Source organism: Nonomuraea fuscirosea, assembly GCF_035917475.1.
Taxonomy (GTDB): domain Bacteria; phylum Actinomycetota; class Actinomycetes; order Streptosporangiales; family Streptosporangiaceae; genus Nonomuraea; species Nonomuraea fuscirosea.
Window position 1 is genome coordinate 11,622,326 of record NZ_CP109074.1, and the last position, 22,562, is coordinate 11,644,887.

Annotated in this window: 21 protein-coding genes; 11 read left to right on the forward strand and 10 right to left on the reverse strand. The window is 71.1% G+C overall.

What is annotated here, in order from left to right; translation table 11 throughout:
• Nucleotides 1-84 precede the first annotated feature (84 nt).
• Nucleotides 85-1,035 (forward strand): prolyl aminopeptidase, encoded by a 951-nt coding sequence (gene pip, locus OIE67_RS53680; RefSeq protein WP_326634891.1) that lies wholly within the window; start codon nucleotides 85-87, stop codon nucleotides 1,033-1,035.
• Between the two features lie 208 nt (nucleotides 1,036-1,243).
• Here pip and OIE67_RS53685 read toward each other — a convergent pair whose 3' ends face one another.
• Nucleotides 1,244-1,741, reverse strand: a complete 498-nt coding sequence (locus tag OIE67_RS53685; RefSeq protein WP_326634892.1) for an Lrp/AsnC family transcriptional regulator — start codon at nucleotides 1,739-1,741, stop codon at nucleotides 1,244-1,246.
• Between the two features lie 114 nt (nucleotides 1,742-1,855).
• On the opposite strand from OIE67_RS53685, the gene OIE67_RS53690 reads away from it, so the two are divergent.
• Complete coding sequence (locus tag OIE67_RS53690) at nucleotides 1,856-2,308, forward strand: DUF2000 family protein (RefSeq protein ID WP_326634894.1); 453 nt, start codon at nucleotides 1,856-1,858, stop codon at nucleotides 2,306-2,308.
• Between the two features lie 18 nt (nucleotides 2,309-2,326).
• Here OIE67_RS53690 and OIE67_RS53695 read toward each other — a convergent pair whose 3' ends face one another.
• Together OIE67_RS53695 and OIE67_RS53700 are read right to left on the reverse strand one after the other, a co-directional pair.
• Nucleotides 2,327-3,541 (reverse strand): Cmx/CmrA family chloramphenicol efflux MFS transporter, encoded by a 1,215-nt coding sequence (locus OIE67_RS53695; RefSeq protein ID WP_326634895.1) that lies wholly within the window; start codon nucleotides 3,539-3,541, stop codon nucleotides 2,327-2,329.
• A gap of 362 nt (nucleotides 3,542-3,903) precedes the next feature.
• Nucleotides 3,904-4,377, reverse strand: coding sequence for a VOC family protein (locus OIE67_RS53700; RefSeq protein WP_326634897.1), 474 nt, complete (start codon nucleotides 4,375-4,377; stop codon nucleotides 3,904-3,906).
• An 87-nt stretch (nucleotides 4,378-4,464) separates the two neighbouring features.
• On the opposite strand from OIE67_RS53700, the gene OIE67_RS53705 reads away from it, so the two are divergent.
• Nucleotides 4,465-5,403 (forward strand): helix-turn-helix transcriptional regulator, encoded by a 939-nt coding sequence (locus OIE67_RS53705; RefSeq protein ID WP_326634899.1) that lies wholly within the window; start codon nucleotides 4,465-4,467, stop codon nucleotides 5,401-5,403.
• Here the strand turns inward: OIE67_RS53705 and OIE67_RS53710 are convergent.
• Nucleotides 5,384-6,178: an alpha/beta fold hydrolase gene (locus OIE67_RS53710; protein ID WP_326634901.1), complete on the reverse strand. Its 795-nt coding sequence runs from the start codon at nucleotides 6,176-6,178 to the stop codon at nucleotides 5,384-5,386. The genes OIE67_RS53705 and OIE67_RS53710 overlap by 20 nt on opposite strands.
• Nucleotides 6,179-6,293: 115 nt before the next feature.
• On the opposite strand from OIE67_RS53710, the gene OIE67_RS53715 reads away from it, so the two are divergent.
• From OIE67_RS53715 to OIE67_RS53725, 3 genes are read left to right on the forward strand one after another with little or no spacing between them, the layout of a single operon-like run.
• Complete coding sequence (locus OIE67_RS53715) at nucleotides 6,294-6,704, forward strand: YciI family protein (protein ID WP_106240384.1); 411 nt, start codon at nucleotides 6,294-6,296, stop codon at nucleotides 6,702-6,704.
• Between the two features lie 5 nt (nucleotides 6,705-6,709).
• Nucleotides 6,710-7,951, forward strand: a complete 1,242-nt coding sequence (locus OIE67_RS53720; RefSeq protein WP_326634905.1) for an RNA polymerase sigma factor — start codon at nucleotides 6,710-6,712, stop codon at nucleotides 7,949-7,951.
• A 25-nt stretch (nucleotides 7,952-7,976) separates the two neighbouring features.
• On the forward strand, nucleotides 7,977-8,708 hold the full coding sequence (locus OIE67_RS53725) for a TetR/AcrR family transcriptional regulator (protein ID WP_326634907.1): 732 nt from the start codon (nucleotides 7,977-7,979) through the stop codon (nucleotides 8,706-8,708).
• Between the two features lie 205 nt (nucleotides 8,709-8,913).
• Here the strand turns inward: OIE67_RS53725 and OIE67_RS53730 are convergent, their stop codons facing one another.
• Together OIE67_RS53730 and OIE67_RS53735 are read right to left on the reverse strand one after the other, a co-directional pair.
• Nucleotides 8,914-9,846 carry a DUF5996 family protein gene (locus tag OIE67_RS53730; protein WP_326634909.1) on the reverse strand — a complete coding sequence of 311 codons (933 nt, stop codon included), beginning with the start codon at nucleotides 9,844-9,846 and terminating at the stop codon, nucleotides 8,914-8,916.
• A gap of 46 nt (nucleotides 9,847-9,892) precedes the next feature.
• A complete protein-coding gene (locus OIE67_RS53735) occupies nucleotides 9,893-10,681 on the reverse strand; it encodes an MBL fold metallo-hydrolase (RefSeq protein WP_326634911.1) in 789 nt (262 codons plus the stop codon).
• A 47-nt stretch (nucleotides 10,682-10,728) separates the two neighbouring features.
• Here OIE67_RS53735 and OIE67_RS53740 point away from each other — a divergent pair, with 47 nt between their 5' ends.
• Nucleotides 10,729-11,127 carry a MerR family transcriptional regulator gene (locus OIE67_RS53740; RefSeq protein ID WP_326634913.1) on the forward strand — a complete coding sequence of 133 codons (399 nt, stop codon included), beginning with the start codon at nucleotides 10,729-10,731 and terminating at the stop codon, nucleotides 11,125-11,127.
• Nucleotides 11,128-11,207: 80 nt separating this feature from the next.
• Here the strand turns inward: OIE67_RS53740 and OIE67_RS53745 are convergent, their stop codons facing one another.
• Together OIE67_RS53745 and OIE67_RS53750 are read right to left on the reverse strand one after the other, a co-directional pair.
• Nucleotides 11,208-12,407: a hypothetical protein gene (locus OIE67_RS53745; RefSeq protein ID WP_326634915.1), complete on the reverse strand. Its 1,200-nt coding sequence runs from the start codon at nucleotides 12,405-12,407 to the stop codon at nucleotides 11,208-11,210.
• A gap of 112 nt (nucleotides 12,408-12,519) precedes the next feature.
• Nucleotides 12,520-14,181 carry a dolichyl-phosphate-mannose--protein mannosyltransferase gene (locus tag OIE67_RS53750; RefSeq protein WP_326634917.1) on the reverse strand — a complete coding sequence of 554 codons (1,662 nt, stop codon included), beginning with the start codon at nucleotides 14,179-14,181 and terminating at the stop codon, nucleotides 12,520-12,522.
• Between the two features lie 57 nt (nucleotides 14,182-14,238).
• Between OIE67_RS53750 and rsmI the strand changes: the two genes are divergently transcribed.
• Together rsmI and OIE67_RS53760 are read left to right on the forward strand one after the other, a co-directional pair.
• On the forward strand, nucleotides 14,239-15,108 hold the full coding sequence (gene rsmI / locus OIE67_RS53755; RefSeq protein WP_407674818.1) for a 16S rRNA (cytidine(1402)-2'-O)-methyltransferase: 870 nt from the start codon (nucleotides 14,239-14,241) through the stop codon (nucleotides 15,106-15,108).
• Nucleotides 15,109-15,118: 10 nt separating this feature from the next.
• Entirely contained in the window at nucleotides 15,119-16,705 is a 1,587-nt protein-coding gene (locus tag OIE67_RS53760; protein WP_326634922.1) for a dolichyl-phosphate-mannose--protein mannosyltransferase, read from the forward strand.
• Here the strand turns inward: OIE67_RS53760 and OIE67_RS53765 are convergent.
• The gene (locus tag OIE67_RS53765) at nucleotides 16,641-18,188 is read right to left on the reverse strand and encodes a hypothetical protein (RefSeq protein WP_326634924.1); all 1,548 of its coding nucleotides are present in this window, start codon (nucleotides 18,186-18,188) and stop codon (nucleotides 16,641-16,643) included. The two genes, OIE67_RS53760 and OIE67_RS53765, sit on opposite strands and share 65 nt — an antisense overlap.
• 99 nt (nucleotides 18,189-18,287) lie before the next feature.
• On the opposite strand from OIE67_RS53765, the gene OIE67_RS53770 reads away from it, so the two are divergent.
• Together OIE67_RS53770 and metG are read left to right on the forward strand one after the other, a co-directional pair.
• The gene (locus OIE67_RS53770; RefSeq protein WP_326634926.1) at nucleotides 18,288-19,514 is read left to right on the forward strand and encodes a glycosyltransferase family 2 protein; all 1,227 of its coding nucleotides are present in this window, start codon (nucleotides 18,288-18,290) and stop codon (nucleotides 19,512-19,514) included.
• A 72-nt stretch (nucleotides 19,515-19,586) separates the two neighbouring features.
• A complete protein-coding gene (metG, locus tag OIE67_RS53775; protein ID WP_326634928.1) occupies nucleotides 19,587-21,368 on the forward strand; it encodes a methionine--tRNA ligase in 1,782 nt (593 codons plus the stop codon).
• On the opposite strand, the gene OIE67_RS53780 is transcribed toward metG, so the two are convergent.
• A complete protein-coding gene (locus OIE67_RS53780; protein ID WP_326634930.1) occupies nucleotides 21,313-22,545 on the reverse strand; it encodes an FAD-dependent monooxygenase in 1,233 nt (410 codons plus the stop codon). The two genes, metG and OIE67_RS53780, sit on opposite strands and share 56 nt — an antisense overlap.
• Between the last annotated feature and the right edge of the window lie 17 nt (nucleotides 22,546-22,562).

Sequence of the window (22,562 nt, forward strand, 5' to 3'; positions counted from 1 at the left end):
TCTAGCCCTCTTTACCGGTCCGATCGAGGTCCCTGCTCCGGGCTAATATAGAAGCACTGTTATATCTCTGGAGAGGAACCCCCTTTGCGTCCCCCGATAGAACCGTACGACCACGGCATGCTCGACACCGGCGACGGCAACCTCATCTACTGGGAGGTCTGCGGCAACCCGGACGGCAAGCCCGCGCTCGTCGTCCACGGAGGTCCAGGATCGGGATGCAGCACCGGCGTCCGCCGCACGTTCGACCCCGAGCGCTACCGCATCGTGCTGTTCGACCAGCGCAACTGCGGCCGCAGCCGGCCGCACGCGAGCGACCCAGCCACCGACCTGAGCCGCAACACCACCCAGCACCTCATCGCCGACATGGAGCTGCTGCGCGAGCACCTCGGCATCGACAAGTGGCTGCTGTACGGCGGTTCGTGGGGCTCGACGCTGATCCTGGCCTACGCCGAGACCCACCCGGAACGGGTGTCGGAGATCGTCATCCCCGCGGTCACGACGACCCGCCGCTCCGAGATCGACTGGCTCTACCGGGGCGTCGGCCGCTTCTTCCCCGAGGCGTGGGACCGGTTCAGGGACGGCGTGCCCGAGGCCGACCGCGACGGCGACCTGCTCGCCGCATACGCCAGGCTGCTGTCCGACCCCGACGACAAGGTCCGCGAGAAGGCCGCCGTCGACTGGATCACCTGGGAGGACGCGGTGATCTCGATGGAGGCGAACGGCAGGCCCAACGCCTACAGCGACCGTCCCGCCGACGCCATCATGGCGATGACCCGGATCTGCTCCCACTACTTCTCCAACGGCGCCTGGCTGGAGGAGGGCGTGCTGCTGCGCGAGGCGGGGCGGCTGGCCGGCATCCCCGGCGTGCTGATCCACGGTCGCCTCGACATGGGCGGCCCGCCGCAGACGGCCTGGGAGCTGGCGAAGGCCTGGCCCGGCGCCGAGCTGATCATGGTGGAGGACTCCGGTCACACCGGCAGCGACACGATGCGGAACGCCATCCTGGCGGCCATCGACCGCTTCGCCGACCGGTGAACCCGCGGCTCGCGATCATCTGGGGGTCTGGACGGTGCCCCTGGCGACCATCGCCTCGCCGTCGGTCGATTCCGTACGGATGAGCCGCGGGTTCGAGCAGGCCGGCCGGCGGACAGGGCGCGACGATGCGCCGCGAGGCGGCCGTCGCCACCCCTTGTCAGCCCGCTGACCTGCGGTAACGGTACGCTGCTGCGCGCGCGGCCACCACCTATTTATTCGCCCGGCCGGTACGCGGACGCGACGGGCCCTCCGGGGGCAGCACCTCGACCGACGTCTTGCGGATGTGGTCGTAGACCAGCGACGTGCGCACGTCGGCGATGTTGCGATGACGGGCCACGTGGTCGAGCACGAAGTCGCGCAGGTGTCCGGCGTCGCGCACGCCCACCTGGATGATGAAGTCGTCCCCGCCCGACACGACGAACACGGCCAGCGTCTCCGGCAGGGCGGCCACGTAGTCGCGGAAGCCCTCGACGGCCTCGCGGATCTTCGGATGCAGCCGTACGTTGATCAGCGCCTGCACGGGACGGCCGACGGCGTCGAGGTTGACCTCGGCGTGGAAGCCCTCGATGACGCCCGCCGAGCGCAGCGAGCGCACCCGCTCCAGGCAGGTCGAGGCGGCGATGCCGAGGTGCTCGGCCAGCTCCTTGTTGGTCTGGCGGCCGTCACGCTGCAGCTCGGCGAGTATGGCCGTATCTAGTTCGTCCACGTACGCATCCTGCCACGACTTTCCGAACTTCCTTCGGAAGCAGCCGTTCCGAGTTGTCATATCGACGGAACGGATGTGAATCTCCGGAGAGAACTTCGGAGAGGGGATTGCTTGATGAGCGTGCTCGACGAGCTCGACCGCCGTACCGACCTGCCCACCAAGGAACTCGCGGTCAAGTGGGCGATCGTCATCGACCGCGACCTGCCCAAGGGGCTGCAGGCGAACGCCGCCGCCTGCCTGGCCGCCTCCGTCGCGGCCGCCGTGCCGGCCATCGTCGGGGCGGGCGGCGCGGACGCCTCCGGCGCCGTCCACAGCGGGCTGCCGTGGACGGGCTGCACGGTGCTCGGCGCGCCCGCCGCGATCGTGGCCGGGATCAGGAACGAGGCGGCGGCCGAGCCCGGCCTGGTGCTCTGCGACATGGCCGCCATCGCGCAGCGGGCCAGCGTGTACGACGACTATCTGGCCGAGCTGGCCCGCACCGAGGACCCGCCCTACTACGCGGTCAGCCTCTTCGGCCCGAGGGCCCTGGTCGAACGGCTCACGGGCCGCCTGCCCCTGCTGCGATAGCCCTGGGCTTCCAGGGCCTCACTGTGCCCCAGGACGCAGTTCGGTCTCCACCTGATCGGCGGCCGGCGTTCCGGTGTTCGCCGAGGTCAGCCGGGCGGCTCCGGCGACGGCCAGGGAGAGGCCCACCAGCGCGGCGCTCACCCACAGCGGCGCGCGGAACCCGTACCCGGAGCCGAGGGCGAGCCCGCCCAGCCAGGGGCCGAACGTCGCGCCGACGTTGAGCGCCGCCGTGGCGAAGCCGCCGGCCAGCGTGGGGGCGCCGGTGGCGGCGTACAGGACCTGCGAGATCAGCGTGGAGCCGACCGCGAACGAGAGCAGTCCCTGGACGAAGACCAGCGCGACCGCGACCGCCGGAGCGCCCGCGCTCAGCGCGAAGACGGCCCAGCCGGCCGCCAGCGCCACCCCGCCACACACCAGCAGCGGCACCGGCCGCCGGTCCGCGAACCGCCCGCTGATCGTCACCCCGGCGAACGACCCCAGCCCGAACAGAGCCAGCATCCCCGGCATCCACGCCGTCCCGATCCCGGTGACCCCGGTCAGCAGCGGCGCGAGGTAGGTGAACGCGCAGAAGGTGGCCCCGTTCACCAGGGCGCCCAGCAGCAGGAGCACCAGCAGCCGGGGCCGGCGCAGGGCACGGAACTCACCACGCGCGGAGGCATGACCCGCGCCGCGTGTTCCGCCGCCGGGAGCCTCGGCCGGTACGGACCTCAGGACCGCGACGATGGCGGGCACCAGTGCCAGGGCCACCGCCCAGAACGCCGAGCGCCACCCCCACAGCTCCCCGAGCAGCGCGCCGCCGGGAACCCCGGCCACGCAGGCGGCGGTCACGCCGCCCAGCAGCACGGAGGTGGCCCGGCCCTTGGCGTCCGGCGGCGCCAGGCTGATCGCGGTCGCCATGGCCACGGCCAGGAACCCGGCGTTGGCGAGCGCCGCCACGGCCCGGCTCACGAGCAGCACTTCGTAGCCGGTCGTGACGGCCCCCACCACGTGGGCGAGCAGGAAGACGACGAGGAACGCCGGCAGGGCGAACCTCCTGGACCACCGCAGGCTCAGCACCGCCATCAGCGGCGCCCCCACCACCATCCCGGCGGCGAACGCCGAGGTCAGCAGCCCCGCGGCGGGGATGGACACGTTCAGATCTTCGGCGATGCCGGGCAACAGCCCGGACAGCATGAACTCGGACGTCCCCTGGGCGAAGACCGCCAGTCCGAGCAGGTAGACAGCGAAAGGCATCGACAACTCCGCGACCACGACATGGATCAGAAAGGCGCGCGGGGCCGAAGCGCAGGCCCCGCCGCGATGGAGTGGCCCGGGGGCGGACGTTCATGGAACGACGCGCGGTCCCGGGCACGGCCCGTGTCACGGTGATCCGGATGGCGTGGAGGCAGGCGGGAGACATCCCCGCCGGACTCAGCAGACGCGCGTCAGCGCCCCGGGCCGGATGACGGCGGGGCGGGGACGGCGCGGGACGGCCACCGGACGACCGGTGGCTAGCGTCTTGATGCCTCGGGGCTGGACATGACGGTCAATATAGCAAGGCGATCAGCGGACCCGAACGCCCTGGACGGGCCCCATCAAGCCCTGGCCCCACTCCATCAGCGGTCCCGGACGCCCTGGACGTACTCCATCGCCCGGACGAACTCCGGATCGCTCAGCCGCCGTGTCATCTCCTCCGCCGACGCCTCTTCGACCCGGGACTGGATCCACCACAGGTTCCCGAACGGATCACGGACCCGTCCCACCCGGTCGCCCCAGTACAGGTGGGTGACCTCGGTGTGTGAGGTCCCGCCCGCCGCGACGGCCCGGCGGTGGACGGCGTCGGCGTCGGGGACGTACAGGCGCAGGAAGGCGGGGGTGGGCGCCGCGTCCGGCGCGGCGTCGAAGAGCATCACGATCGCGTCGCCGATGCGGACCTCCGCGTGCCCGATCCGTCCTTCGGCGTCGGTCACCCGGCCCAGCTCGACGGCGTCGAACGCGGCCTCCAGGTAGCGGATGATCCCGGCGGTGTCCTGGGAGATGATCCACGGCGTGACGGTGGTGTATCCCTCGGGGATCGGGCTGACGGTCATGATTCCTCCTTGACGGCGGGCGATGACCATCACGGTAGGAGCGCAGTAGGTCAGGACTTGTCCTACATGTCCGGCATTCTGGACGGCATGAGCGAGTCCCGCCTCCTGGCCCTGCTGTCGCTGCTCCAGACCCCGCGCGAGTGGCCGGGCGGAGAGCTGGCCGAGCGCCTGGGAGTCAGCCGCCGCACCGTGCGCCGCGACGTCGAACGGCTGCGCGACCTCGGCTACCCGGTCGAGGCCGCAATGGGCGCGACCGGGGGCTACCGGCTGGTGGCGGGCACGGCGATGCCGCCGCTGCTGCTGGACGACGAGGAGGCGGTGGCCATCACCGTCGGCCTGTCCACCGCGGCCGGGCAGCCGGTGCGGGGCATCGAGGAGGCCTCGGTACGGGCCCTGGCCAAGCTGGAGCAGGTGCTGCCCGTCAGGCTGCGGCACCGGGTCAGGTCACTGGGGGGCGCCACCGAGCCCATGCCAGGACTCGACGGCCCGCGGCTGGACCCGGGGCTGCTCGCCGCGCTGGCGATGGCGGTGGAGAGCGGGGAACGGGTGCGGTTCGTCTACCGGGCGAACGACGGGGCGGTGCGCCGGCGGCTGGTCGATCCGCACCGCCTGGTGGCGGCCGGGCGGCGCTGGTATCTGCTCGGCCACGACCTCGACCGCGACGACTGGCGCATCTTCCGCCTCGACCGCGTCGGCGAGCTCCAGGCCACGGGCGTCAGGGTCGTGCCGCGCGAGCCGCCGGGCGGTGACGCGGCGGCCTACGTGGCGGAGCGGCTGTATTCGGTGGTGCCCACGTACGCGGCCGTCGTCACGCTGCGCTGCGGCGCGACGGAGCCGGTCAGGGCGCTGGGCGAGGTGACCCCGCTGGGCGAGGACGCCTGCCGGGTGCGGATGCACGCCGACACCCTCGACTGGCTGGCCTTCCGCCTGCTGGCGCTGGACTGCGAGTTCGAGGTGCACGACCCGCCCGAGCTGGTCGCGCGCCTGCGCACGCTGGCCGCGCGCCTTACGCGGGCGGCGGGGTAGCCCGGGCCAGGAAGTCCAGCACCGCGGGGCTCGCGACCTCGCGGAACTCCTCGAAGTACGCGTGCCGCGCCCCCTCGATCAGCCGTAGCTCGGCCCCGGGGATCCGGCCGGCCAGCAGCGGGGCGTTGGCCGCCGGGTTGAGCAGGTCGTCGGTGCCGTGCACGACCAGTGTGGGCGCGGTGATGGAGGGCAGCGCGTCCCAGCTGTCGTGGGCGGCGCTGGCGGCCAGGTGGCGGCGGCGGGCGTGGGCGGGCAGGCCGGGATCGCCGAGGGTGAAGTGCGGGCCGGGGTGGGTGGCCAGCCAGGCGGGGGTGTACATCAGCTCGCGCAGCACCTGCCCGGCGGCGGCCCGGTCGGCCTGGGCCAGCGACTTGCGGACGTCGTTGCTCCGTTCGATCCCGTGGGCGCCGCCCGGCGAGGTGCAGCCGAGCACCAGCGCCCCGACCCGCCCGGGCTGGTCGGCGGCCAGCCACTGGGCCACCCGCCCGCCCATCGACGTGCCGTAGACGTGCGCCCGCTCCAATCCGAGCTCGTCGAGCACGGCCAGCACGTCGGCGACGAAGCCGCGCGTGCTGTAGGGCTCGTCGGGCTTGTCGCTGCCGCCCGTGCCCCGGTAGTCGAAGGTGACGCACTGGTAGGCCGCGTCGAAGTCGGCGCGTACGGGGCCCCACCAGCGATGGTCGTTGGCCTGGCCCTGCAGCAGCACGAGAGGCGGCCCGGCGCCGGTGACCTGGTAGAGCAGTTTCACACCGTCGGGGGCGGTCGCGTATGGCACGCCTCCAAGAGTGCCCTACACGGTGACAAGGAAAAAACTCGGGGGGATGATGTCCGGAACGCCGCCCCGGCTCCGACGTACCGGTCGAAAGGACGCCACAGAAGGGACTCAGCCGATGAAGTACATGATTCTCTCGTACGCCTCCCAGCGTGACTACGACGAGATGACCGGCAAGGACACGGGAGGGGTCGTCTGGACGCCGGAGGACGCGGCGGCCATGCACGAGTTCATGAGCACCGTGAACAAGGAGCTGGAGGAGGCCGGGGAGCTGGTCGAGACCCGCGGCCTGGCGGCTCCCGTGCACACCCGCAGGGCCGGCGTCCGCGACGGCGTCCCGTTCGTCACCGACGGGCCCTACGCCGAGACGCAGGAGGTGCTGGCCGGCTACTGGGTGGTGGAGTGCGAGAGCTTCGACAGGGCCACCGAGATCGCCGTCCGCCTGGGGCAGTGCCCGATCCCCGGCGGCGGTGACGGGTACGCCGACATCCGGCCGATCACGGACTCGGTCGAGGACCTCGGGTTCTGAGCGCGATGGTCGAGGGCCTGCTGCGTGAGCTGACGCCGCAGGTCCTCGGCGCGCTGGTGCGCCGCTACGGGCACTTCGCCATCGCCGAGGACGCGGTGCAGGAGGCGCTGCTCGCCGCCGCCGTACAGTGGCCGGAGGAAGGGCTGCCGGACGATCCGCGCGCCTGGCTGATCACGGTCGCCGCGCGCCGCCTGACCGACCTGCTGCGCGCCGAGCAGGCGCGCCGCCGCCGCGAGGACGACGCCGCCGCGCGGACCCTGCCAGGCGACTGGCTCGCGCCCGCCGCCGACCAGCCGCTCGCCGCCGCGGACGACACGCTCGTGCTGCTGTTCATGTGCTGTCATCCGTCGCTCTCGCCGACCTCGCAGATCGCGCTCACGCTGCGCGCGGTCGGCGGGCTGAGCACCGCCGAGATCGCCCGCGCGTTCCTGGTGCCCGAGGGCACGATGACGCGCCGCATCACGCGGGCCAAGCGGGCGGTCAGGGACAGCGGCCTGCCGTTCCGCCTGCCGCGCCCGGACGAGCGCGCCGAACGGCTGGCCGCGGTGCTGCACGTGCTCTACCTGATCTTCAACGAGGGGTACGCCGGCACGTCGGGGCCCGACCTGCAGCGCGCCGAGCTCGCGGCGGAGGCGATCAGGCTGGCCCGCATGGTGCACCGGCTGCTGCCCGACGACGGAGAGGTGACCGGCCTGCTGGCGCTGATGCTGCTCACCGACGCCCGCAGCCCGGCGCGTACGGCCCCCGACGGGTCCCTGATCCCGATGGCCGAGCAGGATCGCACCCGGTGGAAGGCGGGCTTCATCGCCGAGGGCGTCGCCCTGGTCACCGCCGCCCTGCCGCGCGGGAGGCCGGGGCCGTACCAGGTGCAGGCGGCCATCGCGGCCCTGCACGACGAGGCGCCCACGGCGGAGGAGACCGACTGGCGGCAGATCGCGGCGCTGTACGAGCTGCTGATGCGTATCGCGGACAACCCGATCGTGGCGCTCAACCGGGCCGTGGCGGTGGCCATGGCCAAGGGCCCCGAAGCCGGGCTCGATCTGCTCGAACGCCTCCGCGACGACGACCGCGTGTCCGGCGACCACCGGCTGAGTGCCGTACGCGGGCACCTGCTGGAGATGTCCGGGGACCTGACGGGGGCGCGGCGGGCCTACGAGGAGGCGGCGGGACGTGCCATGAGCCTGCCCCAGCAGCGTTATCTGCACGCCAGGGCGGCCAGGCTCGCGGCTAAGCCATTGACGGAGTGAGTACTCACTCCGTAGAGTGGGTGGCATGAGTGAAGCGACGAGCCGGCGGCGAGCGCCGGCGATGAGCCCGGAGCAGCGCCGCGAGATGATCGTCCGCGCCGCTCTGCCCTTGGTGGTCGAATACGGCACGTCCGTGACCACCGCCCAGGTCGCCCGTGCCGCGGGCATCGGCGAAGGCACCATCTTCCGGGCCTTCGGCGACAAGGACGCGCTGCTGGCCGCGTGCATGGCCGAGGCGGCCCGGCCGGACGACACGCTCGCCCACGTGGCGGCGATCTCGCTGGAGCTGCCGCTGGCCGAGCGGCTGATCGAGGCGTCGGAGGCGCTGCGCGGCTACCTGTCGCGGATGGGCGCGGTGGCCGGCGCCCTCGCGGCCTCGGGCGGTCTGCGCCGCGAGTTCCCGGCGGCCGGACCTCGGAAAGGCCCGGGGAGCGAGTCTTCCGGCGGTACGACGGAGAGCGCGAGCGAGTCTTCCGGCGATACGACGGAGAGCGCGAGCGAGTCTTCCGGCGGTACGACGGAGAGCGGGAAGCGGGCGATGAACGGGCGGGAGGCCTCGATGGCGGCCACCCGCGAGGTGCTGGCGGGCCTGTTCGAGCCCGAACGCGACCGGCTCAGGCTGGACCCCGAACGGCTGGCCGAGGCGTTCCAGTTCATGACCATGGCGTCGGGCCGCGGCGTCGCCCCGCTCACCTCGGCCGAACTGGTCGAGTTGTTCCTGCACGGCGCCTACGCCGCCGGCGGCCGGGAAAATTGATCGGCGTGGACGGGGAATGCCTGAGCCCCGGGTGTGGTTACATGAATCGTGGCCGGTGTGCCCAGTGTCCCCGGGCCTCACCTATTGCCTTCGCGGACTACCGTTCGGCTGGAGCCGCGTTGTGCCTTTCGCCGAGAGGCGACACGCACACCGGTACGCACTCGTCGGGCGCCCGCCCTCCCCGGAGGGCGGGCGCTCACGTGTGTCAGGACTTCTCCCAGTACGGGTCGGTGATGCCACCGGGCGAGGCCAGCGCCTCGGCGTCGATCCCGGTCAGCCTGGCCCCCGCCTGGTAGGCGCTGTCCAGGAACTCCAGCACCGCGCCCACAGGGTCCTCCATGGCCCGTACGTCGTCGTAACGCAGCACGGCCAGATGACTGCCGCGCGCCGCGACCCACTCGGCCTGCCCGGGCCGCAGCGGCTCCCGTTCCAGGCCCTCGGGTTCCGGCGCGGTGTAGGAGTAGAACGCCGGCCACGGCCGTTCCTTGTCGCCGAACCAGAACCCCGAGCTGATCACCTCCCAGCTGTACGCCTCCCGCGTGACCGGATCGGCCTGCGGCGAGACCTTGACCACGCGCCCGGTGAACCGGGTGACCGCGATGTCGAAGGTGTGCCAGAAGTGGTGCACCGGGCTGGTCTTGCCGGCGAAGTCGGCCGCGAAGCGGTCGAGCAGCTGCACGACCTGCGACAGGATCCGCCAGTAGCGGTTGAGCAGCACGGGGTCGTAACGCGCGTGCAGGGTGTCCTCGGGGAACGGTGTGTCGTCGCCCAGGTCGAACGGCACCGACCAGATCTCGGGCCGGATCCCCAGCCCGGCCAGCGTCTCGAAGAGCCGGTCGTGGAACGAGGCCACCGACCTGCCGATCAGGCTGAACTCGGCGCTGCGCCCGTCGAAGACGTCCACCACCAGCCGGTGCCGGACGAGGTCGAAGTCGATGCAGAACAGTGGCTGCTCGCCCAGCCCGCCCATCGGGCGCGTGGTGAGCCCGCGCCCCGTCGGGTGGAACGGAACCTGCCACCAGTGATTGCGCCGGTTGCTCGACGCGAGCCGAATCTTCCCCACGATCTGCGCGAATCGGTGAAAGGTCTCTTTGGCCTCTGTCCACTCCGCGAGCGGCATGGCCGGGAACAGCTCCATGACGGCCCCCTCCGACTAGAGCATTTCCCCGCAATCGTAACTACCCTCAGTATTCGCTCAGCTCCCAGGGGTCGTGCGCGGAGAAGACCGCGACCCCGTGGTCGTGCTTGAGCGAGCGCAGCACCGCCTGGCTCGACAGTCTGCGCTCCGCGTCCACCTGGGCGCTCTGCTGCACGATGTCCATCAGCGGATGGGGGCGCGGCGCGGGTTCCAGCTCGCCGGCGTAGAAGTAGGCGTCCCCCGCGTGCAGCAGCCAGCGCCCGCCGTCCCTGACCGCCACGCCGGCGTGCCCCCTGGTGTGCCCGTCGAGCGGCACCAGCAGGAAGTCCTCCTCGGGCAGGCCCGCCAGCGGCCGCACCCCGTCCACGCCCAGCCAGCGGGTGCCCGTGTCCTGATAGGTCTCCCAGCGGGGCCCGTGCGCCCAGTGGGAGGGCCGGTAGCGGCGGTTGGGCGCCTGGGCCAGCGCGTCCTTCAGCTCCGCCTCCGTGACGTGCACCCTGGCCTGCGGGAAGTCGGGCAGGCCGCCGCTGTGGTCCACGTCGAGGTGGGTGAGCACGATGTGGCGGACGTCGGCGGGGTCGTACCCGAGCGCGGTGATCTGGCGTACGGCCGTCTCCGCCGGCGCCAGCACCGGCTCGACCAGCTCCCGCCACTCGCGGTCGAGGCTCTCGCCGGGCTCGGCCACGTCGTGCAGGCCGAGCCCGGCCTCCACCAGCACGAGGCCGGCGGCCGGAGTCTCGACGAGCAGCGCGTGGCAGACCGCCCGCGCGGAGGGCCGGCCGTCGGGGGAGTCGATCTCGCGCATGGAGCCGAGGTTCAGATGGTGGATTCGCATGGCGAATAGAGTGCGACTTGAACCGCGGTTCAAGTCAAGGAGGGCGCGTGGGCGAGGGCCTGATCGACATCGGCGAGGTGGCGGAGCGGAGCGGGCTGGCCGCGTCCGCGCTGCGGTTCTACGAGCGCAAGGGGCTCATCAGGGCCGAGGGGCGCAACGGGCTGCGCCGCGCGTACCGGCCGGAGACGCTGGAGCGGCTGGCGCTGATCACCTGTGCCCGCGACGCGGGGTTCACGCTCGCCGAGATCGCCGCCTTCCTCGGCGCGCGGCCGTCCGACGCGGAGCTGCGCGAGCGCCTGGCGGCCAGGGAACGCGGGGTGACCGGGCGGATCGCGCAGCTCACCCGGCTGCGCGACAGCCTGCGCCACGCGGCTGCCTGCGACCACGATCCGCTGGTCGACTGCCCCGAGTTCAGACAGGCCCTCGGCAGAGTGCCTCGGGGTTGAAAGCCCTGTGAGCGCTGGTCGGCCGCACGGGTGATGGCCGGTGGCCCGGGTTCCAGGCCACCGGTCACGTACGCACGCCGTCAGGCGGAGCTGACGTACTTTCTGGGCCGCAGCGCGTGGGCCCGGAGCGCCGCCAGCGCGGCGAGCTGGCCGGGCCGGTCCATCCGCACCGCCAGCTCGTCGCTGAAGGCCAGCCCCAGCGCCGTGAGCTGGGCCACCAGGTCGGTCACCGGCCGCGCCACCTCCTCCAGGCTCGTGGCCGGATGCCAGCCCTCGCCGCCCACCACCTCGGCCACCCGCTCGCGCAGCTGGCCGGGCGACATCAGCGTGCCGTCGGCCAGCAGCATCAGCGTGGCCTCCCTGGCCGACACCTCGAACTCGTGCTCACCCCTGGCCAGCAGCAGCCTGGTGACCGCCGTCCACATGGCCGACTTCGACTCCAGCAGCCGCCGGCCGTAGTCGGTGATGGCGAGCCTGGCCCCGTCGCGCTTAATCGCGCCGAGCTCCCTCTCGGCCAGGTCGCGCAGCCGCAGCGCCTCGGGCGACGGCGCCAGCCGCAGCGGCAGGCTCTCCTCCGAGGCGGCCAGCGTCAGCAGCCGGTGCAGGGCGGGCAGCGGCTGCGGGGTCACGGGCGCGTGCAGGCGCACCTCGAACGGCTGGGCCAGCTCCCGCCTGGCCGGGCCGCGGCCGAGCACCCAGCGGTTGAGCCGCTCGCCGTGCACCCGGTTGAGCCAGCTGTCGCCGCCCAGGTCGGTGCGCGGCTCGGTGAGCCAGCGCCGGGTCAGGGCGGCGCGGTCGATGCTCTCACCGGCCAGGATCGCCAGTTCGAGCGCGGCGGAGCAGGCGAGGTGGGCGCCCAGCTCCTCCGGCCCCATGATCATGCTCCACTGCAGCTCGGGCACGTCGGGCGGGAGCACACCCGTGGCCTCCAGTGCCTGCTGGTAGGCGCTGGTGCCCGCGTCCTCGCCCTCACGGGCGTAGGTGCGCAGGATCTGCAGGGTCGTAGGGGAGACGCACAGAGAGGCGTACCGCTCCATGCCGCCGAGCTGGAGCAGCCGCCCCAGCGAATGGGCCAGGCGCTCCTGGTCCGCGCCCGTCATCTGCGGGCCGACCTTGAGCGGCAACGTGTACCAGAGGAACTCGCAGACGTCGAGCTGGGTCACCGACTCGAGCGGCTCGCCACCCGTCAACCATTCGACGGCGGTCCTGGCCTCCTCGGCCAGATCCGGCTGAGATCGCTCCAACTCGGCGAGAAGGGCGGTGACATCCGGTGCACTCATGCCTCGAAGTTTGCCGTATCGACCCCGGGCCTGACGATGACCGAAACCGGTGCGTATTGGGTCTTGCACAGCGACTACCTAAGAAACCCCTATTGAGCCGACTGTAACGTGATCATATCCACCCTTTTTCAAACAACATGCGGGCCTTCCAGTCCAGGTACGGGAGCACTTCGGCGGACAGGACGGGATGCAGCCACCAGAAGTTGATCAGGGCGAGCAGGGCGAACGCGCCCACGGCCGCCGCTCCGGCGGTGCGCCGCAGCGGCACCACGCCCTTGATCGTCGGCCGGGACGTCCCGATCAGCAGCCCGGCGCACAACGTGATCGCCAGCACCATGAACGGCACCATCGGGATGGCGTAGAACAGGAACATCGTGCGGTTGTCGGCGATGGCGAAGTAGAACCACGGCAGCCAGCCCATCGCGTACGCCAGCAGCACGGCCCCCGCCCGCCAGTCGCGGGAGGAGAAGTACCAGGCGATCAGGGCCACCAGCGCGGCCACCGCGCCGAACCAGATCACCGGCGTGCCCACGCCGAGCACCGCCTCGGAGCAGTCTTTCACGCCGGGTCCGCAGACGTTCTGCCTGCCCTCGTAGTAGAAGGCGACGGGGCGCAGCAGCAGCGGCCACTGCCACGGCTCGGACATGTACGGGTGCGACGTCTCAAGACCGCTGTGGAAGGTGAAGACCTGCCACTGGTAGTGCACCCACGACCGCATCGAGTCGAACACGAAGAACAGCGGGTTGCCCGCGGAGGTGGCCTGGTCCCAGTTGCGGCCGTAGCCGGTCGCGTTGACGAACCAGCCGGTCCAGGTCGCCATGTAGGTCACGAACGGCACCACGCCGAACGCCACGACCCCCTGCGGCACGTCCTTGTTGAGCGCCCCCACGTAGGGCCGGCGCAGCCCGACCGCGCGGCGGGCGCCGAAGTCCCACAGCACCGACATGATCGCGAACGCCACCGCGAACGCCAGCCCCGACCACTTGACCGACATCGCGAAGGCCAGGCAGACCCCGGCCCCGATGCGCCACCACCTGATGCCGAGCGACGGGCCCAGCGTGGACATGGACGTGCCGATCGGCGAGACCGGCGAGCGCTCGTACCAGGAGACGAGTTTCTCGCGTGCCTGGTCGCGGTCGACCACCAGGCAGGCGAACGCGGCGAGCACCCAGAACATCAGGAAGATGTCCAGCAGCGCCGTGCGGGAGAGCACGTAGTGCAGGCCGTCGAGCGCGAGCAGCAGGCCCGCGAAGCAGCCGAGCAGGGTCGAGCGGGTCATCCGGCGCGCGACCCTGGCGATGACGAGGATGGACAGCGTGCCGATCACGGCCGCGGCGAAGCGCCAGCCGAACGGGTTGAGCCCGAACAGCCACTCGCCCACGCCGATCATCCACTTGCCCAGCGGCGGGTGCACCACGTAGGAGGCGCACTTGTCCAGGTCCGCGGGCGTGCACGCCTGCCAGACGTCGGTGTTGCCCGCCATGATCGCCTTGTCGGCGTCCTTGACGGTGACCTTCTCCACGCCGTGCGTGATCAGCGAGAAGGCGTCCTTCATGTAGTACGTCTCGTCGAACACCACGGCCTTGGGATGACCGAGGTTGAGGAAGCGCAGCACACCGCCGAAGACCATGACGAGCAGCGGCCCGATCCAGCCCCACAGCACGCTGCCGCGCATGGGGGGAAGGACCCGATCGCGTACGGACCGAGCCGGGGGCCCGCTGTCGCCGGACTCCGGGCTCTCGTAGGCCTGGTACGGGGAATCGGTCACCGCCATTCGGACATCGTACGGGCCCCAGAGCGGTGGTTACCCAAGAAACACGGTCTAATTGGGATGCCCTGCCACAATGGTCAGGTGACTGGGAACGGCAGGTTGGTGCTGGCAGGGGCCCCCATAGGCCAGGCGGGTGACGTCTCGCCCCGGCTGCGTGAGGCGCTGGCGGGCGCCGACGTGGTGGCGGCGGAGGACACCAGGCGGCTGCGCAGGCTCGCGGCCGACCTCGACGTCGAGATCACCGGCCGGGTGGTGTCCTACTACGACCAGAACGAGGCCGCCCGCGCCCAGGAGCTCGTGGAGGCGCTCAAGGAGGGCCGCACGGTCGTCGTCATCACCGACGCGGGCATGCCGGGCGTGTCGGACCCCGGCTACCGCCTGACGAGCCTGGCGGTCGAGGCGGGCGTCCAGGTCACCGCGCTGCCGGGACCGAGCGCCGTCACCACCGCGCTGGCCGTCTCCGGCCTGGCCAGCGACCGGTTCTGCTTCGAGGGCTTCCCGCCGCGCAAGACCGGCGAGCGGGACCGGCGGCTCGGGGCGCTGGCCGAGGAGGAGCGCACGATGGTCTTCTTCGAGGCGCCGCACCGGCTGGCGAGCTCGCTGGAGGCGATGGCGCGGGCGTTCGGGCCCGACCGGCGGGCGGCGGTCTGCCGCGAGCTCACCAAGACCTACGAGGAGGTCCGCAGGGGCGGGCTCGGCGAGCTGGCCGAGTGGGCGGCCAAGGGCGTCAAGGGCGAGATCACGGTCGTGGTCGCGGGCCACGTCCCCGGCGAGGCCGAGCAGGACGTGGACGAGCTCATCGCGGAGGTCGGCCGCCGGGTCGCCGAGGGGGAGCAGCGCAGCCAGGCGGTCGCCGCCGTGGCCAAGGGCGCGGGGATGCCGAGACGAGAGCTGTACGACCTGGTTCACAGGCGAACCGCCACGCCATAGGGTGCGCAACGTGAGCAACTGGGGGGTGTCGGCACGGCGGCTCGTCCCGCCCATGCAGGGATCGGCGCTGGTGGGCTGGCTCGGCCCGATCGCGGTCGCGATCTTCGGCGGTCTCCTGCGCTTCATCAGGCTGGGCGAGCCCAAGGCGGTCGTCTTCGACGAGACCTACTACGTCAAGGACGCCTATTCGCTGATGCTCCACGGCGTGGAGCGGACCATGCTCGGCGACGCCAAGAACCCCATCGCCGACCGGCGGCTGATCGCCGGCAACCTGGACATCTTCCAGCAGTGCCCGCAGCCGGCCGACTGCGCCTCCTTCGTGGCCCACCCGCCGCTGGGCAAGTGGATGATCGCGGCGGGCGAGTGGCTGTTCGGGATGAACCCGTTCGGCTGGCGCGCCGTCGCGGCCCTGGCCGGCACGCTGTCCATCCTCGTCCTGGCCAGGGTGGCGCGCAGGATGACCCGCTCGACGCTCCTGGGCTGCCTGGGCGGGCTGTTGCTGGCGCTCGACGGCCTGCACCTGGTCCTGTCGCGGACGGCGCTGCTGGACGTCTTCCTGATGTTCTGGGTGCTCGCGGGGTTCGCCTGCCTGGTGGCCGACCGCGACCAGGCCCGCGCGAAGCTGGTCTCCTGGTACGAACGCTCGCCGGTCACCGCGCTGGGCCCGCGTCTCGGCCCGCGGCCGTGGCGGCTGGCCGCCGGGATCTGCCTAGGGGCCGCGTGCGCGGTCAAGTGGTCGGGGATCTTCTTCCTGCTCGCCTTCGCCGTCATGTCGGTGCTGTGGGACATGGGCGCCAGACGGGCGGTGGGGCTGCGCGAGCCGTGCCGGGGGGCGCTGACGTACGACCTGCCGGGCGCGGCGGGGGCGATGGCGCTCGCGCCCGCGGTGACGTTCATGGCGTCGTGGACCGGCTGGTTCGTCACCGCCGGCGGCTACGGCCGCGACTGGGACCAGGCCACCTCGTCCGGGCCGCTGTTCTTCGTCGTCGACTCGGTCCGCTCGTGGCTGCGCTACCAGCAGCAGGTGCTCGGCTACCACAGCGGCCTTGAGGACTATCACCCGTACATGTCGGAGCCGTGGCAGTGGCCGGTGCTCTTACGCCCGGTCTCCTTCCACTACCCGACCAACCTGCCGCCGTCGGCGTGCGGCGCCGACAAGTGCGCGCAGGCCGTGCTCGGGGTCGGCACCCCCGCGCTCTGGTACGCCGCCGCGCTCGCCCTGGTCGGCCTGGTCGCCTGGTACGTCGCCACCCGCGACTGGCGGGCCGGGGCCGTGCTGCTGGCCTACGGGGTGGGCTGGCTGCCGTGGTTCTACTACGCCATCGCCGACAACCGCACGATGTACCTGTTCTACATGATCCCCGTGGTGCCGTTCATGGTGCTGGCGCTGGTGCTCATGGCGGGGCTGATCATGGGGCCGCGGGACGCCCCGGCCGCCCGGCGGGCGATCGGGGCGGCGGTCGTGGGCGCGTACGCGCTCATCGTGCTGGTCAACTTCTGGTGGCTCTATCCGGTGCTGGCGGCCGAGACGATCACGCAGGCACAGTGGTGGAGCCGGATGCTCCTGAGCTCTTGGGTGACCGCCGCGCCCAAGTGACGCCCCTGCGCAGCGTGATCGCCGCCGCGACGCAGGCCAGGGGCACCGCGGGCAGCACGTAGCGGTAGTCGAACTCCGCCGTCGCCGCCGGGGCCAGCAGCAGCCCCACCGCTCCCAGCCAGGGCAGCACCACCGGGCCGCCGAACTTGCGCCAGCGCACCACGACGCCGTACAGGCCGATCAGCAGGATGCCGCCGAGCATGATGCCGCGCAGGTAGAACACCTTCTGGTAGCCGCTCATGATGTCGGCCCACGGGTGCACGATCCGGGTCTCAGGCGGGCCCTGCTCGTAGCTGAACGCGTCGGTGTCGGTGCGCCCGCCCGCGTACGACGACCACCTCGGCAGCCGCTTGGGCTGGCCGTTCTCGTCCAGCGGGACGTACGGCTTGAACTCGTACATGTTGTACGTCGACTCGTCCGGGAAACGCGGCCGCGACCAGTGGAACGAGCGGAAGAAGTCGCGCGCCACCACCTGGAGGTAGTCGCCGGGCTGCGACAGGATCGCCTTGGTGGCGAACGCGCTGGCGGCGTCGTTGGTGATCTCGCTCCACTTCTTGTTGATGCCCCACCGGTGCAGCACCTCGCCGGTGCCGGTGCCGTCGCCGTTGCCCTGGCCCCACAGGTACCACTGGGCGTAGTCCTTGCGCTGGTTGACCGGATCGTTGATGCACAGCAGCAGCAGCTGAACCTCTTTGTACTTGTCGATGTCCATCTTGTTGCAGTCGGCGAAGATGGCCGTGCGCATGTAGAGGATCAGGCCGTCGCTGTTGGTCATCGCGAATTTGCCGTACGCGGAGGCGAACCAGCCCATGTAGGCCATCACCGGGATCGCGCAGGCGGTGATCAGCGCCGTGACCGTACGCCAGCCGGCCCGCTTGACCAGCAGGTAGAGCACGACGAGGGCGAGGATCGGCAGGCCGATCGAGCGGGTCAGCCAGGTCATCGCCAGCAGCAGGCCGACCACCGCGCCCGCCTGCCAGGTGAGCCGCCGCTTCCACAGCACCATCGTGATCACACCGACCACGAGCAGCATGAACAGCGTGTCGGACATCACCATCTGCTCGAGCTGGATCTGGTAGGCGTCGAACAGCACCGGCGCCGCCGCCAGCGTGGCCCCCCACTTCGGCAGCCGGAACTTGATCCGCAGCAGCGCGTAGATCAGGCAGGCCGTGGCCAGGCCCATCAGATGCTGGGTGAAGATCACCAGGCTGAAGCTGTGGAACGGCTTGAGCAGCATCAGCCAGGTGCTGTAGCCGTCGGGCCTGATCGGGTGGGGCCGGGGGTGCAGCGCCACCGAGACGTACTCGTAGGAGTCGTTGAACCACATCGCCGGGCCGTAGCCGAGCATGGTGATGAGCCGCAGCACGGCGCCGACGCCGAAGGCCGCGGCGAACACCCGATGCCTGCGCAACATGGACAGCGCGCGCGCTATCCGACCAGGAGCGGAGTGGTCCACAGGGGTAATCTCCGCGACGCTCACCATGTTGTAAAGAATGCCAGTCGTTTTCAGGTCCGTGCCCGAGCATGGTCGTCTTCAGGGCATGATGGTTCACTGGAAGAGCCTTAACTGAAGGGTAGACACGTGGAACTGACGGTGGTCATGCCCTGCCTCAACGAGGCGGAGACCGTGGAAGTCTGTGTACGCAAGGCGTTGGCGTGCATGGAGGAGCACGGCATCGAGGGCGAGGTCCTGATCGCCGACAACGGCAGCACGGACGGCTCACAGCAGCTCGCCCGTGATGCCGGGGCCCGTGTGGTCCACGTGGACGAGAAGGGTTACGGCAACGCCCTCATGGGCGGCATCAGGGCCGCCCGCGGCAAATACGTCATCATGGGCGACGCCGACGACTCCTATGACTTCACCGCGCTGCTGCCGTTCGTGGAGCAGTTGCGCGAGGGCGCCGACCTGGTGATGGGCAACCGTTTCCGCGGCGGCATCGCCCCGGGCGCCATGCCGCCGCTGCATCGCTACCTGGGCAACCCGGTGCTGTCGTTCATCGGGCGGCTGTTCTTCCCCTCGGCGATCAAGGACTTCCACTGCGGCCTGCGCGGCTTCAGGCGCGACTCGATCCTGCGGTTGCAGCTGCAGACCGGCGGCATGGAGTTCGCCTCGGAGATGGTGGTCCGCTCGACGCTGGCCGGCCTCGACGTGCGCGAGGTGCCGACCACGCTCGCCCCCGACGGCCGCTCCCGCCCGCCGCACCTGCGCTCGTGGCGCGACGGCTGGCGTCACCTGCGCTTCCTGCTCCTCTACAGCCCGAAGTGGCTGTTCTTCTACCCCGGCGTGCTGATGATGGTCATCGGCCTGGTCGCCGGCACCGCGCTGACCTTCGGCCCCGTCGAGATCGGCGAGCTCGCCTTCGACGTCGACACCCTGGTCGGCACGTCCGCCCTGGTGGTGATCGGCTTCCAGGCGGCGTTGTTCGCGGTGTTCACCAAGGTCTACGCGGCCGAGGAGGGCTTCCTGCCGGAGTCGCCGCGCATCCGCAAGCTGATCGACATCGTCAGCCTGGAGAAGGGCCTCGTGGTCGGCGGGCTGCTGGCGCTGGCCGGTCTGATCGGCCTGGTCATGTCGCTGGTGCACTGGCAGGTGCGCAGCTTCGGCGAGCTCGACCCGCGCGAGTCGCTGCGCATCGTGGTGCCGTCGGCGACGGCGCTCATCATGAGCTTCCAGACGATCTTCGCCTCGCTGTTCATCAGCATCCTGGGCATCCGCCGCACCCGCGAGACCTTCATCGACAACGCCGCCCGCGCGGCCGAGGAGGCCGCCGAGGGCCTCGCGCTGGAGAAGGCCAAGGCGAAGAACTGACCGTTCCCGCGCCGCCGTGGCAGGCCGCCCGCCGTAACAAACGATCATCACGGACCCCGTAGGCTAAGGACCATGTCCCAGCACATCTTGACCGCCGTCGCGTGGCCGTATGCCAACGGCCCCCGTCACATCGGGCACGTTTCCGGATTCGGAGTGCCGTCCGACGTCTTCAGCCGCTACCAGCGGATGGCGGGCAACAAGGTGCTGATGGTGTCCGGCACCGACGAGCACGGCACCCCGATCCAGGTCCAGGCCGACAAGGAGGGCGTGAGCGCCAGAGAGCTGGCCGACCGCTACAACCGCGTCATCGCCGAGGACCTGACCGGGCTCGGCCTGTCCTACGACCTGTTCACCAGGACCACGACGAAAAACCACTACGCCGTCACGCAGGAGATCTTCAAGGGTCTCTACAACAACGGCTATATCTTCCCCAAGACCACGATGGGCGCGATCTCGCCATCCACCGGCCGCACCCTGCCCGACCGCTACATCGAGGGCACCTGCCCCATCTGCGGCTACGACGGGGCCCGCGGCGACCAGTGCGACAACTGCGGCAACCAGCTCGACCCGATCCAGCTGATCAACCCCAAGAGCCGCATCAACGGCGAGACGCCGGTCTTCACCGAGACCGAGCACTTCATGCTCGACCTGCCCGCCTTCGCCGAGGTGCTCGGCTCCTACCTGCAGTCCAAGCAGGGCGAGTGGCGGCCCAACGTGCTGAAGTTCGCCCTCAACCTGCTCGGCGACCTGCAGCCGCGGGCGATCAGCCGCGACCTCGACTGGGGCGTGCCGATCCCGCTCGACGGCTGGAGCGAGCAGCCCAACAAGCGGCTCTACGTGTGGTTCGACGCGGTCATCGGCTACCTGTCCGCCTCCATCGAGTGGGCCAGGCGCTCCGGCGACCCCGACGCCTGGCGCCAGTGGTGGCAGAATCCCGACGCCCGCGGCTACTACTTCATGGGCAAGGACAACATCGTCTTCCACGCCGAGATCTGGCCGGCGATGCTGTTCGGCTACAGCGGCATCGGCGCCCGTGACGGCTCTCCGGGCTCGCTCGGCGCGCTCGACGTGCCGTCCGAGGTGGTCTCCAGTGAGTTCCTGACCATGGAGGGCAAGAAGTTCTCCTCCTCCCGCCAGGTCGTCATCTACGTGCGCGACTTCCTGGCCCGCTACGACGCCGACGCGCTGCGCTACTACATCGCGGTGGCCGGGCCGGAAAACCAGGACACCGACTTCACCTGGCAGGAGTTCGTCAACCGCAACAACGGCGAACTGGTCGCGGCCTGGGGCAACCTGGTCAACCGGTCCATCTCGATGGCCGCGAAGAACTTCGGGGCGGTGCCCGAGCCCGGCGACCTCACCGACGCCGACCGGGCGCTGCTGGAGCGCTCCCGGTCCGCCTTCGCCCCCGTCGGGGCCGAGCTGGGCCGCTCGCGCTTCAAGAACGCCATCACCGAGGCGTTCGACGTCGTGCGCGAGGCCAACAAATACCTGGCCGAGCAGGAGCCGTGGAAGCTCAAGGACGACCCTGAGCGGCAGAAGTCGATCCTGCACGTCGCGCTCCAGGTCGTCGACGACGCCAAGACGATGCTCACGCCGTTCCTGCCCGGCTCGTCCAACAAGGTGTCCGCCATGCTGGGCGGCGAGGGCGTCTGGTCCGGCATGCCGGAGATCCGCGAGGTCGACGAGGACGGCGGCACCCCCTACCCGGTGATCACCGGCGAGTACGACGGGGCCGCCCGCTGGGAGCACCGGCCGATCAAGCCGGGCACCCCGCTCGCGCCGCCCGTGCCGCTGTTCAAGAAGCTCGACCCGAAGGTCGTCGACGAGGAGCTGGCCCGCCTGGGCGAGTGACCTCGAAGCCCGTGTAGTCCTTGAGCCCGATGGCGGAGGCGGTCTTCCTGGCCGACTTCGCCATCAGGCCCTTCCACGGCAGGTAGGGCAGCAACCGGTGGTTCTGGTTGACGAACCAGGCCATGAACCTGCTCTCCGGCACCATGAACCCGGCGACGCCCTCGGCCGAACGACGGCACCCCTCGGCGTAGCCGCGCACCTCGCGCTCGTAGGCGGCGAAGGCTGTGCGGTGGTCGGGGGTCGCGGCCAGCTCGCCCGCCAGCACGTACGCGCTGACCACGGCCAGCCCCGTGCCCATGCCCGACAGCGGCGACGGGCACGCGGCGGCGTCACCCAGCAGCACCACCCGGCCGCGCGACCACGACTCCATGCGGACCTGGCTGATCGAGTCGAAGTAGAAGTCCTCCGCCCGCCACATGCGCCGGATCAGCTCGTCCGCCTCCCAGCCCACTCCCTCGTACGCCGCCGCCAGCAGCTCCCGCTGCCTGCCCACGTCGCGCCGGTCGTAGTCGAGCACCGGCGAGCCGAACCAGAACACCGCCTTGGCCTCCGTGTTCTCCCTGGCGCTGTAGAGGGCCACCATCCGGCCCGGCGTGGTGTAGGCGTGCCCGGTGTGGTCGAGCCCCAGGTAGTTGTCCGTGGTGAAGACGGCGCAGTGCAGGCCGAGATACTTCAGGTACGGCGGCTCGGGGCCGAAGGCCAGGGACCGTACGGTGGAGTGCAGCCCGTCCGCGCCCACGACCAGGTCGAACCGCCGCCGCGCCGCGCGCTCGAAGCCGACCGTCACCCCGTCGGGGTCCTGGTCGATCGAGGTGACGGAGTCGTCGAAGACGTACTCGGTGCCGGCCCTGGTGGCCTCGTACAGGATGCGGGCCAGGTCGCCGCGCAGGATCTCGACGTCACCGGCGAACAGGTCCGCCGGCATCGCCGCCAGCTTCCGGCCGGCCGCGTTGACGTTCCACATGGCGCCCATGTTCGTCCTGGCCCGCTCGACGACGTCGAGCACGCCCATCTCGCGCAGCACGGTGAGGTGGGGTTCGCCACGGAAGTCGACGGCGTAGCCGCCTTCGCGCAGGGCGGGGGCGCGTTCGACGATGGTGGTGCGGTGGCCGTAGCGGTTGAGCCAGAGGGCGAGCGAGGGGCCGGCGACGCCGGCGCCGGAGATCAGGATGTCCATGCGGCCGAGCCTGCCCG